This window comes from Sphingomonas sp. BK481, assembly GCF_014194875.1.
In the GTDB taxonomy this organism is placed as follows: Bacteria; Pseudomonadota; Alphaproteobacteria; order Sphingomonadales; family Sphingomonadaceae; genus Sphingomonas; species Sphingomonas aerolata.
In genome coordinates, this window is record NZ_JACIAP010000003.1 from 491,654 (window position 1) to 508,683 (window position 17,030).

Sequence of the window (17,030 nt, forward strand, 5' to 3'; positions counted from 1 at the left end):
CAGCCTTTGCCAGTCTGGATCCCCGCCTTCGCGGGGATGACGGGCTAGGTTAGGTGCGCGTCCGCCCTTCTTCGTCATCCCGGGCTTGACCCGGGACCCAGGGTTTCGGGCGGTGGTGCTGTTTGGCTCTGGGTCCTGACTTTCGTCAGGATGACGGGGGAGGGGTGACGGTGTCGCAGCCCCCTTCGTCATCCCCGCGGAGGCGGGGATCCATAGTCTATGCGGTTGTTGATGACTCGCAGCGGTTGCCAGTCTGGATCCCCGCCTTCGCGGGGATGACGGTTGGTGGCGGGGATGACGGTTGGGGGGCGGGGATGATGGTGCGCGTCCGTCGTGCGCGGTGGGGGCTTGCGCCTCAGTCGACCTTGAAGAGGCGGAGGGGGGATTTTGCCGGGAGGGGGAGCGGGGTCAGCCAGGTGGGGACCTGGTTCTTCGCCATCTGCGCGTAGAAGCCGTTGGGGCTGCGGGCCTTGTAGTTGGTTGATTCGGCGGCGTTGGGGCAGAGCAGCAGCAGCGTCGCGCCGTGGCGTTTGATGATCGCGTGCGCTTCGTCGGGGGTGCGGCCGAAGGCGTGCTGGACGTCGAGGATCGCGGCGCCGTTGCGGTGATAGGGGCCGGCGATCGCGTTGTGGTGCGTGATCGTGATCAGCCGCGGGCCCATGTCGACGAAGGTGAAAATGGTCTGAGCGGGATATTTGTTGAGCGCGAGCAGCACGGTGGTGCGCAGGCAGTTGCCGGTCGCCATGTTGACGCGCTTTTCATAGCCCTTGGGCTTGCCCACGGGGACGTATTTCAGCGCGATGCCGACGAAGAAGCCCGAGACGATCACCAGCGCGCCCGCGGTGCCGAGCACGCGCACCAGCATCGAGCGGTGGCCGAGCAGCCGGGGGACGATCACCCAGGCGAGCGCGACGCCGCCGGGGACCGCGAGCATCTGGGCTGCGGGACCCGCGCGGACCTGCCACAACAGCATCAGCACCGCGAAGGTCGTGAACAGCGCGACCGCGACCCAGCCGATCGCGCTCGGGCGGCGGCGTGCGCGCCATGCGGCGAACAGCGCGCCGAGCAGGCCGATCACCGGCAGCGTCGCGATCGCGACGCCGGTGCGCCAGCTGTGCTTGTAGATCGGTTTGGCCTCGCGGACATTGTTCAGCCAGTTGCGCTGAAGCTCGGGCGAGACGCCCTCGGGCCGGGCGAGGCATTGCGGGAACATCAGCGCGAAGCCGATCACGATCGCCGCGCCCGCCGCGACCGCGAGCGCGAGACGCACCCCGCGTGATGCAGGGCCGAAGCGCGCGAGCAGGAAGAGGAGCATCCCCGCCGCGATCATCACGCTGAGCCAGACCGGCGTCAGCGCGTCGCAGCGCATCGCCTGGTTCGCGTTCGAGGCGAACAGCGCGAAGCCGAGCGTGCTGCCGCCGCCCAAGGTCAGCGCATAGACCGCGAGCCGCGGCGCCTCGGCGCGGTCCCAGACCCAGCGCAGGGCGATGATCGCGCCCGCCATCGCGGCATAGGGGAGAAGCTCGAGCCCGATCGACAGCGACACCGCGCTCGCGATCCCGACCAGCGCGCCGCCACGGCGGGCCTGCGGGTCGCAGAGCCCGGCGAGCGTCAGGCTGAGCATCGCGAGCTGCCAGCCGTGATGGTCGATGCGTTCGGGCATGTACATCAGCATCGTCGCGGTCGCGCCGACGAGGAACAGCATCGCGAGCGGCCAGGCGAGCGGGTGGATCAGCCGCCGCACGGTCGCGCCGATGCCGAGCATCGCGATCGACAGCGGCAGCAACGGCGCGATCCCGCAGGCGAGCCGTTCGGCCCAGCTGTTGCTGGTGAACAGGCGGAAGAAGAGGATCAGGCCGGCGATCGGCAGGTCGACGATCCGGCTCCAGTGGATGTCGAAGCCCGCGGGTGGGTTCATCCGGTACTGGCGCAGATCGTACCAGCCCTGGCCGTCCAGCCACGCGCGGACCTGCATCAGGCGCATATTGTCGTCGGTATCGCCGAGCGACAGCCAGCGGACCTGACCCCAGCGGTCGGCCAGCGACCAGGCGGCGACGCCGAGCCATGCCAGCAGCGTCAACGCGACCCAGTGGCGATCGAGCAGGTCGCGCCCCCGCTGCCATGGGGACTGGTGGGGCTGATCCAAAACGCTTTCCTCCTGACCGCGCGCGGACTAATGCGCGGGGCGTGACGTTGAGCGCCGCTGTATCGACGCGCGTGTAAAGAACAAGGCGGGCATGCAGGCGATCAGGCGACAGATGGACCAGATGCGGGCGAGCGGCGTGCTCGGCCAGCTCTTCCGCTTCGGGATTGCGGGCGGGCTGTCGAGCGTGATCTATTCGCTCGTCTATCTGCCGCTGACCAGGTTCGTGTTTCCGCCGCAGCAGGCGGTCGCGGCGGTACCCTTCGCCTTTGCGGTGGCGGTGACCGCGGGCTATTTCCTGCACAGCCGGTGGAGCTTCAAGGGGCATGCCGCCGAGCCGGGCGGGGCGAAGCACGTCAAGTTCGTGCTGGTGCAGGGTACCGGGCTCGCGCTCAACGCGCTGATCACCTGGATCGGCACCGCGTTCCTTCATCTGCATCCCTGGGTGCCGCTGGTCCCCGCGGTGTTCCTTGCCGCGATCGTGACGTTCGTGCTCAACCGCTTCTGGGTATTCTCTTGATTATGGCCGATTGCTGATGGACCGCATCGTTTACGACCGGATGGCCGCGCATGATTCCACGCATTGGTGGTACCGCGCGCGCCGCGACATCCTGGCGGATTATCTGACGCGCTATGGCGGCCTGCCGGCGGATGCGAAGATCCTCGAGATCGGCTGCGGGACGGGGCACAACCTGCCGATGCTGGCGGGGTTCGGCGAGATCGACGCGATCGAGATCGACCCGGCGGCGCGCGAGATCGCGAGCGCACGGCTCGGCAAGCCGGTCGGGGCGGCGCCCTTGCCCGAGTTGCCGGGGGTGCCGCGCGGGCATTACGACCTGATCGCGGTGCTCGACGTGGTCGAGCATATCGAGGACGACGTCGCGGCGTTGAAGGCGATGGCGCAGTGCCTCGCGCCCGGCGGCAAGATCCTGATCGCGGTGCCGGCGCACCAGTGGCTGTGGAGCGCGCACGACACGGTCAACCATCACCACCGGCGCTATTCGAAGGCGACGCTGAAGACCGCGATCGCGGCGGCGGGGCTGAAGCCCGACAAGCTCGGCTATTTCAATTCGCTGCTGTTCCCGCTGGCGGCGGCGGCGCGGATCGCCGGGCGGCTGTCAGGCCGCGACGACAGCGACGATTCCCCGCCCGCCAAGCCGCTCAACGCGCTGTTCGAGCGGATCTTCCGGCTGGAGCGGCATCTTGTCGGGCGGGTGCCGATGACGCCGGGGGTTTCGATCGTGACGCTGGCGGTGCCGGGGTAGGGGGTGGCGAGCGCGACACTGTGGCTGCGCTCTCCCTCACTCTTGCTGGTCGGGTGATTGCCGATATTTGTCCGGGATCGGACGGATGACCGCCGCCAGGACGCACCCGACGATCAGCGCGCCGAGCTTCACCAGGTCGAAAGCGTCGCCGTTCTGCACGGTCTCGATCAGGCCGGTCAGGGCGAGCCAACCGACCGCGAACGACAGAAATGGCGTCATGGCCATACGCAGCCGCGGGGGCAGCCTGTTCGCCAACCGTGCTGTTACCGTCGCCATCCCAATCTCCTCTGCGCGAAGACATGTCACGATGGTTTGATGCCCGCAATCGGGCCAGGCGCCGCCCCATGTTCGTTCGCCCTGAGCGGCGTCGGAGGGTGGGTGCCGTGGGGGGGGTGCTTCGACTTCGCTCAGCACGAACGGGGGTTTGGGGCAGTGCTGCGGTTGGGTTTGGTTCGCCCGTGACGTCTCGCTAATTCCTCCCCGGCGGAGGCCGGGGTCCAGTTGGGGGACGGTGCTGACGGGCGTTGCGCTTTGTTACTTTGGCTTTCCCACTTGGGCCCCGGCCTTCGCCGGGGTGGGGGCTCAGGTGCAGGGTGCGTGCCGGGCGGTGCTTCGACTTCGCTCAGCACGAACGGGGGGTGGTGCTGTAGTTGGGTGGGTTTCGCCCGTGACGTCTCGCCAATTCCTCCCCGGCGTAGGCCGGGGTCCAGTTGGGGGACGGTGCTGACGGGCGTTGCGCTTCGTTACTCTGGCTTTCCCACCTGGGCCCCGGCCTTCGTCGGGGTGGGGGCTCAGGTGTAGGGTGCGTGCCGGGGGGTGCTTCGACTTCGCTCAGCACGAACGGGGACTTTGCGAGCCGGTGCTTGCGGGGTGGGGCCCCACCCCAACCCCTCCCCTGAAGGGGAGGGGCTTTTTGGTTAGTTGAGGGGGGTTTCCGTGGGTTCGGCGCGGAAGCCCAGCGTGGCCTTGCCCTGGATGGGGCCGGCGATGTCGGCGACGATGTAGAGCGGGCGGCGTTTGGATTCGACGTACAGCCGGCCGAGATATTCGCCGATCATGCCGAGCACGAACATCTGCACCGCGCCCAGAAACACCGTCACCAGCATCGTCGAGGTCCAGCCCTGCACCGCGCTGCCCGAGAGCCAGCCGATCGCGATATAGACGAACAGCAGCAGCGAGACGCCGGTGAGCGCGAGGCCGGCATGGCTGGCGAAGCGCAGGGGGGCGGTCGAGAAGCCGGTGACCGCGTCGAAGGCGAGCCGCATCATCTTGGCGAGCGGATAGTTGGTCTCGCCCGCATGCCGCTCGGCGCGGTCATAGGCGAAGGGCACCTGGCGGAAGCCGATCCAGGCGACCATGCCGCGGATGAAGCGCGCCTGTTCGGGCAATGACAGGAACGCGTCGAGCGCGCGCCGGCTCATCAGCCGGAAATCGCCGGTGTCGACCGGGATCGGCGTGTCGGTCATCTTGGTCAGCAGCCGGTAGAAGGCGGCGGCGGTGGCCTTCTTGAACACGGTCTCGCCCGCGCGCTGGCGGCGGACCGCGTAGACGACGTCGGCCTGCTGCTCGGCCATCGCGGCGCGCATCTGGGGGAGGAGCTCGGGGGGATCCTGGAGATCGGCGTCGATGATCAGGATCTGCTCGCCCGCGCACAGGTCGAGTCCGGCGGTGAGCGCGAGCTGATGCCCGTGGTTGCGCGACAGGTTGATCGCGACGAGCCGCGGATCGGCGGTGGCGAGACGCTGCATGACGGACCAGCTGTCGTCGCGCGAGCCGTCGTTGATGAGGACGATCTCGTAATCGTCGCCGACCGCGCTCTGCGCCGCGCCGGAGATGCGCGCGTGGAGGAGGTCGAGGCAGGCGGCCTCGTTATAGCAGGGGACGACGACGGAGAGCGCGGGACGGTGCATCCCCGCTCTCTAGCCGCCCAGTTGCGCGGCGTCATCGTTTGTTCTTGGGGGAGGATTAAGCGTCAGGCCTTGGCCAGCGCGGTGGCGCGGGCTTCGACGAGGCGTTCGAGGATCGTGAGGGGGACGGCGCCGTCGCGCAGGACTTCGTGGAACTGCTTCACGTCGAACCTGTCGCCCAGGATCTTCTTCGCGGTGTCGCGGGCGCGGAGCCAGCTGATGTGGCCGAGTTTGTAGCTGCAGGCCTGGCCCGGCATCGTGCAGTAACGCTCGATCTCGCGCTGCGAACGGGGGCGGGCGAAGCCGACGGTGTCGACGAAATAGTCGGTCGCCTGTTCGCGCGTCCAGCGCTTGGCGTGGATGCCGGTGTCGGCGACGAGGCGCGCGGCGCGGAAGAGGAAGGACTGGAGATAGCCCGCGCGTTCGATCGGGCCGGCATAGCCGCCAAGCTCGTCGGCGAGCTGTTCGGCGTAGAGCGCCCAGCCCTCGACATAGGCGCCGAAGAACGAGAATTTGCGCAATAGCGGCGTGTCGAGCCCGGCAACGAGGCTGAGCTGGAGGTGATGGCCCGGCACGCCCTCGTGATAGGTGAGCGAGGGGAGCGTGTATTTGGGCCAGTCGGCGACGCTTTTCAGGTTGATGAAGTAGATGGCGGGGCGCGAGCCGTCGAGCGCGGCGAGCCGGTAATAGCCGTTCGAGGCGCCGTCCTGGATATCGGTCGGGACCGCGCGGATCTGCAGCGGGGCGGACGGCGGGTTTATGAACGCCTGGGGGAGCTTGGCCTGCATCGCGGCGAGCCCGGTGTTGAGCCCGGCGATGAGGTCGGTGCGGCCGGCGGGCGTGTCGGGATAGAGCTGTGCCGGGGTGGCGTTGAAGGCGGCGAGGCGTGCGCCGATGCTGCCCTTGGTCAGGCCTTGCGCCTTGAGGATGGTGTCGAGTTCGGCGCCGATCTGCGCGACCTGGTCGAGGCCGAGCTTGTGGACCTCGTCGGGGGTGAAGTTGGTGGTGGTCGCCTGCGCGAGCGCGGCGGCGTAGATCGCGTCGCCGCCGGGGACCGCCCAGAGCCCGGCCTCGGCGCGGGCCTTGGTCCGGAGCTGCTTGACCAGCGCGATCTGGCGGTCGAGCGCGGGATAGACTTTGTCTGTCACGAGCGCGGTGGCGCGGCGGTCCCAGTCGCCGGTCAGCCCGGCGGCCTTGCTGCGCGTCGCGACCGAGGTGACGAGACCGCTCTGCGCGGGCGCGGGCGCGCGGAGCGCCGCCATCTGGCCGAGCGCGAGGTCGAGCGAGAAACCGGGGGCGACGAGGCCGCGTTTCGCACGCTCGGCCTGCGTCGCGGTGTCGCCGTCGAGCGCGGTCGCGAACGCGTCGAGGCGCGCGCAATAGGCGTCCGCGTCGGCGGCGGTCTTGATCGTGTGCGCGCTGTCGAGGAAATCGGGGACGTCGAAATAGGCGCCGTCCTGCTGGCTGATGACATAGGGGTTGGTGGGGGAGCCGAGCCCGAATTTTTCGGCGGCGGTGCGCTGCTGGTTTTGCGAATAGAGCACGACCTCGCGGTTGAGGCGGCCGGCGTCGGAGAGCGTGGCGGGGGCGACGGCCTCGATCTGCGCGATCGCGCGGGTGGTGCGCGCGAGGTTCGCCCTGACCGCGCCGGGGGTGTAATCGCCGAGCCGGCTTTTCAGCGCGGCATTCGCGCCCTTGTCGAGCCCGAGCTGGGTGGCGAATTCGGGGGCGTATTTGAGGTTCGCGTCGAAGATCGAGGTGAGGAGCGCGTCGAGCTTCGCGTCGCCGGGGGTGGCGCCGGCGGCGAGGGCGGCGCGCGGGACGAGGGCGAGGGTGGCGAGCATGCTCGCGGACGAGAGGAAGGCGCGACGGTTCATGTGATGGGTCCCCCGGGGTGTTGGGGGGATAGTAGCCGGGGATTTTTGCGGGGCAAGCGCGGGGGGCTTCTTCGTCATCCCGGGCTTGACCCGGGACCCAGGGTTGCAGGCGGTGGTGCTGTTTGGCTCTGGGTCCTGACTTTCGTCAGGATGACGGTGGGGAGGGGGGTGAGCTTTCCCCTTCGTCATCCCGGGCTTTACCCTGGACCCAGAGCCGCGGGCGGTGGTGTTGCTGGGCTCTGGGTCCCGACTTTCGTCGGGATGACGGAGAGGGGATGGCGCGGGGGACGGCGTGGAGTGGCGGTTAGACGCGTTCGACGGTGTTGACGGCGTCGGCGGCGCGGAGGCCGGCCATGAGGCGCATGAGTTGCTGGATGTCGTGGACCTCGACGTCGATCTCGTTGGTGTGGAAGCTGGTGTCGCGCGTGTCGAGGCGGAGGTTGATGATGTTGGCCATGTGCGTGCCGATGATCGACGCGACCACGCCGAGCGAGCCGGGCTCGTTCTTGACCATCACCGAGATGCGCGCGACCGCGCCTTCGGTCTTTTCGCCCCAGGCGACGTCGACCCAGTCGGTCTCGTTCTCGGTCCGCTCGGCGAGTTCGGCGAGCACGCGGCAGTCGATCGCATGGACCTCGATCCCCGCATCGGGACGGCGCAGCCCGACGATGCGGTCGCCCGGCACCGGGTGGCAGCAGGTCGCGAGGTCATAGGCGACGCCCGGCGTCAGCCCCTTGATCGAGATCGCGCTCGACTGCGGGGCGACCGCATGGCCGAGATCGGCACCGGTCGAGCCCGGCATCAGCGCCTCCATCACCTGTTCGTCGGACACGGTGCGGCGCGCGATCGCGACCATCAGCGCGCCCTCGTCGGCGAATTTCAGCCGCTTGAGCGCGGGCTCGGTCGCGTCGGGGCCGATCGGGGCGGGGAGGCGCGAGGCGATGTCGTCGAACAGCGTGCGGCCGAGTGCCTCCTGCTCGACGCGCTCCTTGTGGCGCAGATGGCGGCGGATCGCGGCGAGCGCCTTGCCGGTGGTCGCGACGTTGAGCCAGTGCGGTTGCGGCGACTGGCCCTTCGAGCGCAGGATCTGCACCTGGTTGCCGTTTTCGATCACGGTCGAGAGCGGCACGACGCGGCCGTCGATCTTCGCGCCGACCGCCTGGTCGCCGAGATCGGTGTGGACCGCATAGGCGAAGTCGATCGGCGTCGCGCCCTTGGGCAGCTGGATCAGCTCGCCCTTGGGGGTGAAGGCGAAGATGCGGTCGGCGTACATCGCCATCCGCGTGTGTTCGAGCAGCTCCTCGGGGCTTTCGGCGGTGTCGAGGATCTCGACCAGGTCGCGGATCCAGCTGACCTGATGCTCGCCGCCGCCGATCGTCTGGCCGCCGCTCTTCTGCTTGTAGGCCCAGTGCGCGGCGAGGCCGAATTCGGCCTGGGCGTGCATCGCCTCGGTCCGGATCTGGATCTCGATACGCGCATTGTCGGCATGGATCACGCTGGTGTGGAGCGAGCGATAGCCGTTGCGCTTGGGCGTCGAGATGTAATCCTTGAACCGGCCGGGCACCATCGGCCAGCGCTGGTGGATGATGCCGAGCGCGGCGTAGCAGTCCGCCTCGGTCGGGACGATCGCGCGGAACGCCATCACGTCGGACAATTGTTCGAAATTGATGTGCCGTTCGGACATCTTGCGGAAGATCGAATAGGGATGCTTCTCGCGCCCCGCGACCTCCGCCTCGATGCCGGCGCGCGACAGCACGAGTTTGAGCCCCGAGGCGATCTTGGCGATGCGGTTGCCGTCGCCGTCCTTCAGCTGTTCGAGCCGGCGGTTGATCGATTCGGAGGCTTCGGGTTCGATCTGTTCGAAGGCGAGCGTCTGCATCTCGCGCATGAACTCGTACATGCCGATCCGCTCGGCGAGCGGCGCGTAGATGTCCATCGTCTCCTTGGCGATGCGACGGCGCTTCTCGGGTTTGGCGATGTGATGCAGCGTGCGCATGTTGTGCAGCCGGTCGGCGAGCTTGACCAGCAGCACGCGGATGTCGTCGGACATGGCCAGCAGGAACTTGCGCAGGTTCTCCGCGGCGCGCTCGTTCTCGGTCTGCGCCTCGATCTTGCTGAGCTTGGTGACGCCGTCGACCAGCCGCGCGACCGACGGGCCGAACAGCCGCGTGATCTCCTCGGGCGTGGCGACGGTATCCTCGATCGTGTCGTGGAGGATCGCGGTGGCGATCGTCTCGTCATCGAGATGCAGGTCGGTGAGGATGCCCGCCACCTCGATCGGATGGCTGAAATAGGGATCGCCGCTCGCACGCTTCTGCGACCCGTGCGCCTGCATCGAAAACACATAGGCGCGGTTCAGCAGGGCCTCGTCGGCATCGGGATCGTAATCGAGGACTCGATCGACGAGTTCATATTGGCGCAACACGGAACATAGATGGGGCCGCAGCGTGTTGCTTTGCAACCAAAAGCGTCTGGTCACCGTGATAGACGCACTCGATGAGCGCATCGCGCGGCGGAATGCTATAGGCTAGACCGGGGTCGGGGGGAGCCGGGACGATGGGGATTTCGGGGGGGATTTCGCGGGGAGTTTCGCCGGGAATTTTGCGCGAGCCGCTGTGCGAATGCAGCCTGCCGGCGGCGCTCGAGGCGATGGGGGAGCGCTGGTCGTTCCTGATCCTGCGCGCGGCGTTCAACGGGCTGCATCATTTCGAGGAATTCCAGGCCGAGCTCGGCATCGCGCGCAACATCCTGGCGAACCGGCTCGCACGGCTGGTCGAGCACGGCATCCTCGCGCGGCGGCCCTTGCCCGAGGATCGCCGCAAGATCGCCTATGGCCTGACCGAAAAGGGCTTTGCGCTGCTGCCGACGATGATCGCGCTCAGGCAATGGGGCGAGCGGTGGGAGACGCGGATCCCGGCCTTCCCGATCCTGGTCGATGCGCGCGACCGGCAGCCGATCGAACAGGTCGCGGTGCGCGCGCATGACGGCCGCGTGCTGGGCCGGGGCGATCTGATCTGGGCGCTGCCGGGGGAGATCGGCGCGACGGACTGAGCGGTCAGGCGGGGGTGGCGAGCCGCGCGATATGGTCGCGGATCGCGGGCGGCAGGGGTGCGGGGCGGCCGGTCGCGAGATCGACATGGACGCTGACCATCGTGATCACCGTGTGGAGCGCGCCGGTTTCGGCATGCGTCAGCTCGATCCGCTTGGTGAGGCTCGACGTGCCGACCCGCTCGATCCGGACATGCGCCGCGATCGTGTCGCCGAGGCGGAAGGGCGCGAGATAGTCGATCTCCGTGCGGCGGACGTTGAATTCGGTGTCGTCCCAGCCGGGCACCGCGGCGGCGATCCCGCTCCAGTCCCAGAAGTCGGTGATCGCGACATCGGCATATTCGAGATAGCGCGAGTTGAAGACGATCTTCTGCCCGTCGATCTCGGCGTAGCGGACGCGCAGGGTGGTGGAGAAGGCGAAGCCGGGGCGGGTCATGGCTTTGGGGGATGGCTGGGGCGGGGGGTGGCGTCAACCTTTCGGGGGGGGCTGCTCTTCCCGCCGTCATCCTGGACTTGATCCAGGATCCAGAGCCGCAGCGGGGTGCTGTTTGGCTCTGGATCCTGACTTTCGTCAGGATGACGGTTTGGGGTGGGGGCATGTTTGTCCGAACCGTCAGCAGGGCGGGCGGAGGTATGGCCACCCGCTCCGTCATCCCCGCGGAGGCGGGGATCCATAGTCTATGCGGGTGCGGCTGGACTCGCGGGCGTTCGCCGGTCTGGATCCCCGCCTGCGCGGGGATGACGGTTTGGGGAGGGGGTGCTGCTCTCCACGCCGTCATCCCGGGCTTGACCCGGGACCCAGAGCTGCGGGCGGGGTGCTGTTTGGCTCTGGGTCCTGACGTTCGTCAGGATGACGGGTGGGGGTGCGGGTCAGCCGGCGCCCTGGGCGGGGGTGTTGACGCCCATGCTCTGGAGGTAGCGCTTCACGTTGCGTGCGGCCTGGCGGAGGCGTTGTTCGTTTTCGACCATCGCGATGCGGACATAGCCCTCGCCATTCTCGCCATAGCCGACGCCGGGCGCGACCGCGACGTGCGCGTGGGTGAGGAGCTGCTTGGTGAATTCGAGGCTGCCGAGATGCGCGAGCGCGGGCGGCAAGGGGGCCCAGGCGAACATCGAGGCGCGCGGCGAGGGGATGTCCCAGCCGGCGCGGCCGAAGCTTTCGACCAGCACGTCGCGGCGCTTGTGATAGAGCTCGCGGTTGCGCGCGACGATGTCCTGCGGGCCGTTCAGGGCGGCGCAGGCGGCGGCCTGGATCGGGGTGAAGGCGCCGTAGTCGAGATAGCTCTTCACCCGGGCCATCGCCGCGATCAGCGTCTTGTTGCCGACCGCGAAGCCGATCCGCCAGCCCGCCATCGAATAGGTCTTGCTAAGCGAGGTGAACTCGATCGCGATGTCCTTGGCGCCCTTGACCTGGAGGATCGAGGGGGTCGGATTGCCGTCGTAATAGAGCTCGGAATAGGCGAGGTCGGAGATGATCCAGACCTTGTTCTCCTTCGCCCAGGCGACGAGCCGTTCGTAGAAGGCGAGGTCGACGGCTTCCGCGGTCGGGTTGGACGGATAGTTGACGACGAGGATCGACGGGCGCGGCACGGTGAACGCCATCGCGCGCTCGAGGCTCTCGAAATAGGCGTCGTCGGGGGTGGTCGGCACCGCGCGGATCGTCGCGCCGGCGATGATGAAGCCGAAGGTGTGGATCGGATAGGAGGGGTTGGGCGCGAGCACGACGTCGCCGGGCGCGGTGATCGCGGTGGCGAGGCTGGCGAGCCCTTCCTTCGAGCCCATCGTCACGACGACCTCGGTCTCGGGATCGACATCGACGCCGAAGCGGCGGCCATAATAATTGGCCTGTGCCTTGCGGAGACCGGGAATGCCGCGCGACTGCGAATAGCCGTGCGCGCCGGGCTTGCTGGCGACCTCGACGAGCTTGGCGATGACGTGCTCGGGCGGCGGCAGGTCGGGATTGCCCATGCCGAGATCGATGATGTCCTCGCCGCCCGCCCGCGCCGCCGCCCGCATCGCGTTCACTTCGGCGATGACATAGGGTGGCAGGCGTTTGATGCGGTAGAAATCGTCGGACATGATCGGCCCCGAGCTGGAGGAAGGGGTGCTGTACCGTATGCCGCGGGGGGCGTCATCCACCGCGTTTGGGTTCTGGTGGGAAAGGTGGGGGGTGCCTGCCCTTCTTCGTCATTCCGGGCTCGACCCGGGACCCAGAGCGACGGGCGTGTACGCTGCTTGGCTCTGGATCCTGACTTTCGTCAGGATGACGGGTTTTTTGGGGCGGGCGGTCGCTCTCCACGTCGTCATCCTGGACTTGATCCAGGATCCAGAGCGGCGGGCGTGTACGCTGCTTGGCTCTGGGTCCTGACTTTCGTCAGGATGACGGAAGGGGGGGCGGGAGGGTTGCTGGGTGCTTTCGCCGGGTGGGGGAGTGGGTTAGGCTTGGGCAAAAGGAGAGGTTGCCCATGTCCGAGACGCCGGGGATTGCCGCACCGACGCTGGCCGAGCTGCAGCACTGGACCTGGGTGATGGGGCGCGCGCAGCAGATGATGATGGCGCAGGGGCTCGATGCGATCACCGCGCCGCTCGATGCGGCAGTGCCGGAGGCTATGGTGGTGCCGGGGTTCAACGATCCGGCGACGCTGTCGCGGGTGCGCGATTTCTGGCGCGACGGGTTTGCGCTGTGGCAGCAGATGCTGGTGCCCGCGGGGGGCGGCGCGGCGCCCCCGCCCGAGCCCGGGCCTGCGACCGACAAGAGGTTCAAGGCGGCGCAGTGGCGCGAGCCGGTGTTCGACCTGATCCGGCAGAGTTACCAGACGATCGGCGACCAGATGCTGCGCAGCGTCGACGCGGTCGAGGGGCTGGAGCCGCGGCAGAAGGAGCAGCTGCGCTTTGCGACGCGCGGCTTCGTCGATGCGATGAGCCCGACCAATTTCGCGCTGACTAATCCCGAGGTGATCGAGAAGACGATCGAGACGCGCGGCGCCAACCTGTTGCAGGGGCTGCAGAACATGATGGCGGACATCGGCCGCGGGCAGCTCAGCCACACCGCGCAGGGCAGTTTCGAGCTGGGCCGCAACCTGGCGATGACGCCGGGCAAGGTCGTGCTGCGCACGCCGCTGTACGAGCTGATCCACTATGTGCCGACCACCGAGCGCGTGCAGGTGACGCCGCTGGTGATCTTTCCGCCGTGGATCAACCGCTTCTACATCCTCGACCTGAACCCCGAGAAGAGCTTCATCCGCTGGGCGGTCGAGCAGGGCTTGAGCGTGTTCATGGTGTCGTGGAAGTCCGCCGATGCGAGCATGAAGGACGTGATCTGGGACGATTATGTCGCCGCGCAGATCGAGGCGATCGAGACGGTGCGCGGCCTGCTCGACGTGCCCGCGGTGCATACGATCGGCTATTGCGTGGCGGGGACGACGCTGGCCGCGACGCTGGCGGTGCTGAGCGCGCGGGGGCAGGCGGACCGCGTCGCGAGCGCGACGTTCTTCACAGCCCAGGTCGATTTCGCGGATGCGGGCGAGCTCGCGCATTTCATCGACGACGAGCAGATCGCGCTGCTCGGCACGCTGTCGCCCGAGGGGTTTCTCGACGGGCGCTACATGGCGGCGACGTTCAACCTGCTGCGCGGGCGCGACCTGATCTGGAATTACGTCACCAACAACTATCTGCTCGGCAAGGATTATGTGCCGTTCGACCTGCTCCACTGGAATGGCGACACGACCAACCTGCCGGCGAAATGGCACAAGGCCTATCTGACCGACCTGTACCGCGACAATTTGCTGGTCGAGCCGGGCGCGATGGTGGTGGACGGCACGCCGGTCGACCTCGGCCGCGTGACGACGCCGGCCTATGTCCAGGCGGGGCGCGAGGATCATATCGCGCCGGCGGCGAGCGTGTGGAAGCTGACGACCGCGCTGTCGGGGCCGGTCCGCTTCGTGCTGGCGGGGTCGGGGCATATCGCGGGCGTGGTCAACCCGCCCGCCGCGGGGAAATATCAATATTGGACGCTCGATCCGGCCAGCACCGACGCGCCGGCGAGCCTCGACGCGTTCGTCGCCGCGGCGGTCGAGACCAAGGGGAGCTGGTGGCCCGACTGGGTCGCGTGGCTGCGCGCGATGGGGGACGAAACGGTCGCGGCGACGGGGGCGCGGATCCCGGGCGAAGGGGCGCTGCCCGCGCTTGGCGAGTCGCCGGGAGACTATGTGCGGATGCGGTAAGCTAAGGCCGCATCCAGCGCCCGTTAACCAACACGTTGAATCGGGGAATATATTGCACTGCACAATGACGATTGTCGGGGTGTTGCAACTGTGATATATTGCGACGCAACACGATAAGGCGGGGGCAGATGTGATGCGGGGGTCTGGTTCGAAGTCGGGCGATCGCGGGACGGTCAAATCCGTCGCGCCGGCACGCGCCAAGCGAGTCGCCAAGCCCGTCGCGTTGCCCCCGGCCGAGATGGTCGCGGCGGTTGAGACGGCCCCGGTCGCGGAGCCTACCCCGATCGTCGAGCCGGCTCCGGCAGCCGTGCAAGCCCTCGAAATCGCACCGCCCGAGACCGCGCCCGTGGCACCTCCCGAGACTGTGCCCGAGATGGCTGTCGCCGCGGTCGAGGGGGCGGCGGGGATTGCTGCGGCGGACATCGCCGCGCAGCCCGCAAGCCCCGACGAGCCGCAGACCGCCGCGTCCGACGACGCGCAGCCCGTGAGCACCGACGAGGTGCCGCCCGCCGTGACCGGCGTCGCAGTGCCGCTTGCAACACCCGTTTCGACACCAGCAGACATCGTCGTTCCCGTCGGAGCGGCGCGTACAGGAAAGGATGGCATGATGAATTTCGACACCGGCACGATCGAAAAGACCCAGGCAATGTTCGCCGACCTCTCGACCCGCGCGAAGGGCGCGATGGAGAAGAGCGCGGCCGCGTTCGAGGACGCCAATGCGTTCGCCAAGGGCAATATCGAGGCGATCGTCGAATCGTCGAAGATCGCCGCCAAGGGCGCCGAGACGCTGGGGCATGAGGTTTCGGCCTATGCCAAGGCATCGTTCGAGGGCGCGACCGAGGCGATGAAGACGCTCGCCGCGGCCAAGTCGCCGACCGAGTTCATGAAGCTGCAGGGCGATTACATGCGCACCGCGTTCGACACGCTGATCGCGGACAGCGCGCGTTCGACCGAGATGATGATGAAGATGGCGGGCGAGATCACGCAGCCTTTGTCCAACCGGGTCGCGCTGGCGACCGAGAAGCTGAAGATCGCCAACTGAGCCGGTGACCGGGGTCGGCGCCACGCGCGCCGTCTCCGGCCGGACGCGAGACGGGAGGGGCGGGCAGGGGATCCCCTGCCTGCCCCTTTTGCGTGTCGCTTGTTCCGGGCGCTTGTGACGGGCCCTTTTGCCGGGCCTCATAGGTTGCCCTTTTAGCGGGCGGGGCTTGCTCTTCGACCATCAGGTGCCATATTTTCACGTCATGGCGCTGACACCGAAAATACTGGTTCCGATGACGATGACCGAGCGACGCTATAGCCGTGTTGAAGATGGGATCCGTGCCGAAGACGGGAATTCGGATGGCAACGGGGATTGCGGCGGCAATGACCGGGGCAATGTCGGCATCGCGACCAAGACGCGGTCGCGCACCAAGCAGCCGACGCCGTACCGGGTGCTGATGCTCAACGACGATTACACGCCGATGGAATTCGTCGTGCTGTGCCTGCAGCGCTTCTTCCGCATGGACATGGAGGCGGCAACGCGGGTGATGCTGCACGTCCACCAGAAGGGCGTCGGCGTGTGCGGGACGTTCAGCTACGAAGTCGCCGAGACCAAGGTCAGCCAGGTGATGGATTTCGCGCAGCAGAACCAGCACCCGTTGCAGTGCACGCTCGAAAAGGCCTGATCGCGCGGCTTTGAGCGCGCGTCGGGCGCTGGGCCCCCCGCCGGGCCAGGGTGGTCAGCGCGCGGGCGGGAGCCAGCGCAGGTCGAGACCGTCGAACCGGTTCACGTAATTGGCGGCGCGCAGCAGCGCGGTCTCGTCGGTGAACGACACGCGGCCAGCACCACGCGCGATCAGCCCGTCCTCCTCAAGCTGGCGCAGCATGCGGTTGACATGGACCGCGGTCAGCCCGGTCGCGTCGCCGATCTCCTCCTGCGTGAGCGGTAGCGCGAAATCGGTGGTCGCGGCCTGTCCGGTCAGCCGGATGCGGTTGCGGATCTCGAGCAGCAGCGCAGCGACGCGGACCTTGGCCGAGGTCCGGCCGAGGGCGGCGAGCCGGTCGGTCAGCGCGACCTTTTCCATCTGGTTCATCACCATGATGACCGCGGCGAGCCGCGGATGTTCGGTCAGCAGCCCAGCCATCAGCGTCCGGTCGAACGGGCAGACGGTCAGGTCGGTCATCGCGACGATCGTCTCGGGCGAGTCGCGATAGACCAAAGCCGAGACCGCGAGCATGTCGCCGGGAAACAGGAAGCGCAGGATCTGGCGGCTGCCGTCGTCGAGCAGGACATAGCTCATCGCCATGCCGCGCTGGAGGATGAAGAGCTCGGCCATCGGGTCGTGCTCGCGCAGCAGGATCGTGCCGCGGCGCAGGTCGCGCGGGCGCTCCTCGAGGCGCGTCAGTGCCGTCGTCTCGCTCTCGGTCAAGGTGATGTAATCGCCGAGACGTTCGGCGAAGCAGCTGTGCGGCACTGTGATCGGCTCCCCGTCGTTGCTCCACAGAGCAAACCCCCCGATTTTACGCATTAAAGTCGATCAATAGGGCCGGTATGAGCCGCATTTGGTTGACCGCCATGCGCGCCT

14 protein-coding genes are annotated in these 17,030 nt (G+C 67.9%); 6 read left to right on the forward strand and 8 right to left on the reverse strand.

All coding sequences use genetic code 11. The features are described from left to right. Window positions 1-355: 355 nt before the first annotated feature. On the reverse strand, window positions 356-2,146 hold the full coding sequence (locus FHY04_RS08730; protein ID WP_183936132.1) for an AcrB/AcrD/AcrF family protein: 1,791 nt from the start codon (window positions 2,144-2,146) through the stop codon (window positions 356-358). Between the two features lie 91 nt (window positions 2,147-2,237). Between FHY04_RS08730 and FHY04_RS08735 the strand changes: the two genes are divergently transcribed. Next, window positions 2,238-2,663: a GtrA family protein gene (locus tag FHY04_RS08735; RefSeq protein ID WP_183936133.1), complete on the forward strand. Its 426-nt coding sequence runs from the start codon at window positions 2,238-2,240 to the stop codon at window positions 2,661-2,663. A gap of 16 nt (window positions 2,664-2,679) precedes the next feature. Further along, window positions 2,680-3,408: a bifunctional 2-polyprenyl-6-hydroxyphenol methylase/3-demethylubiquinol 3-O-methyltransferase UbiG gene (locus FHY04_RS08740; RefSeq protein WP_183936134.1), complete on the forward strand. Its 729-nt coding sequence runs from the start codon at window positions 2,680-2,682 to the stop codon at window positions 3,406-3,408. 36 nt (window positions 3,409-3,444) lie between these two features. Here the strand turns inward: FHY04_RS08740 and FHY04_RS08745 are convergent, their stop codons facing one another. From FHY04_RS08745 to FHY04_RS08760, 4 genes are all read right to left on the reverse strand, one after another. Next, window positions 3,445-3,627, reverse strand: a complete 183-nt coding sequence (locus tag FHY04_RS08745; RefSeq protein ID WP_183936135.1) for a hypothetical protein — start codon at window positions 3,625-3,627, stop codon at window positions 3,445-3,447. 698 nt (window positions 3,628-4,325) lie between these two features. After that, on the reverse strand, window positions 4,326-5,318 hold the full coding sequence (locus tag FHY04_RS08750; RefSeq protein ID WP_183936136.1) for a glycosyltransferase family 2 protein: 993 nt from the start codon (window positions 5,316-5,318) through the stop codon (window positions 4,326-4,328). Window positions 5,319-5,380: 62 nt separating this feature from the next. Continuing rightward, window positions 5,381-7,192 carry a DUF885 family protein gene (locus tag FHY04_RS08755; RefSeq protein WP_183936137.1) on the reverse strand — a complete coding sequence of 604 codons (1,812 nt, stop codon included), beginning with the start codon at window positions 7,190-7,192 and terminating at the stop codon, window positions 5,381-5,383. A 304-nt stretch (window positions 7,193-7,496) separates the two neighbouring features. Then, window positions 7,497-9,617, reverse strand: a complete 2,121-nt coding sequence (locus tag FHY04_RS08760; RefSeq protein WP_031394869.1) for a bifunctional (p)ppGpp synthetase/guanosine-3',5'-bis(diphosphate) 3'-pyrophosphohydrolase — start codon at window positions 9,615-9,617, stop codon at window positions 7,497-7,499. A gap of 131 nt (window positions 9,618-9,748) precedes the next feature. On the opposite strand from FHY04_RS08760, the gene FHY04_RS08765 reads away from it, so the two are divergent. Then, on the forward strand, window positions 9,749-10,243 hold the full coding sequence (locus FHY04_RS08765; protein ID WP_183936138.1) for a helix-turn-helix domain-containing protein: 495 nt from the start codon (window positions 9,749-9,751) through the stop codon (window positions 10,241-10,243). A gap of 4 nt (window positions 10,244-10,247) precedes the next feature. Here FHY04_RS08765 and FHY04_RS08770 read toward each other — a convergent pair whose 3' ends face one another. After that, window positions 10,248-10,676 carry a thioesterase family protein gene (locus FHY04_RS08770; protein ID WP_166746411.1) on the reverse strand — a complete coding sequence of 143 codons (429 nt, stop codon included), beginning with the start codon at window positions 10,674-10,676 and terminating at the stop codon, window positions 10,248-10,250. 434 nt (window positions 10,677-11,110) lie between these two features. Continuing rightward, complete coding sequence (locus tag FHY04_RS08775) at window positions 11,111-12,319, reverse strand: LL-diaminopimelate aminotransferase (RefSeq protein ID WP_166746410.1); 1,209 nt, start codon at window positions 12,317-12,319, stop codon at window positions 11,111-11,113. A 386-nt stretch (window positions 12,320-12,705) separates the two neighbouring features. Between FHY04_RS08775 and FHY04_RS08780 the strand changes: the two genes are divergently transcribed. The 3 genes from FHY04_RS08780 to clpS all read left to right on the forward strand — a co-directional run bounded on the left by FHY04_RS08780 (window position 12,706) and on the right by clpS (window position 16,130). Beyond that, window positions 12,706-14,463, forward strand: coding sequence for an alpha/beta hydrolase (locus FHY04_RS08780; RefSeq protein ID WP_183936139.1), 1,758 nt, complete (start codon window positions 12,706-12,708; stop codon window positions 14,461-14,463). Window positions 14,464-14,596: 133 nt separating this feature from the next. Beyond that, window positions 14,597-15,505, forward strand: a complete 909-nt coding sequence (gene phaP / locus FHY04_RS08785; protein ID WP_183936140.1) for a phasin family protein — start codon at window positions 14,597-14,599, stop codon at window positions 15,503-15,505. Window positions 15,506-15,743: 238 nt separating this feature from the next. Then, window positions 15,744-16,130, forward strand: a complete 387-nt coding sequence (gene clpS, locus FHY04_RS08790) for an ATP-dependent Clp protease adapter ClpS (RefSeq protein ID WP_221211699.1) — start codon at window positions 15,744-15,746, stop codon at window positions 16,128-16,130. 54 nt (window positions 16,131-16,184) lie between these two features. On the opposite strand, the gene FHY04_RS08795 is transcribed toward clpS, so the two are convergent. Continuing rightward, window positions 16,185-16,973 carry a Crp/Fnr family transcriptional regulator gene (locus FHY04_RS08795; RefSeq protein ID WP_081874263.1) on the reverse strand — a complete coding sequence of 263 codons (789 nt, stop codon included), beginning with the start codon at window positions 16,971-16,973 and terminating at the stop codon, window positions 16,185-16,187. Window positions 16,974-17,030: the final 57 nt, after the last annotated feature.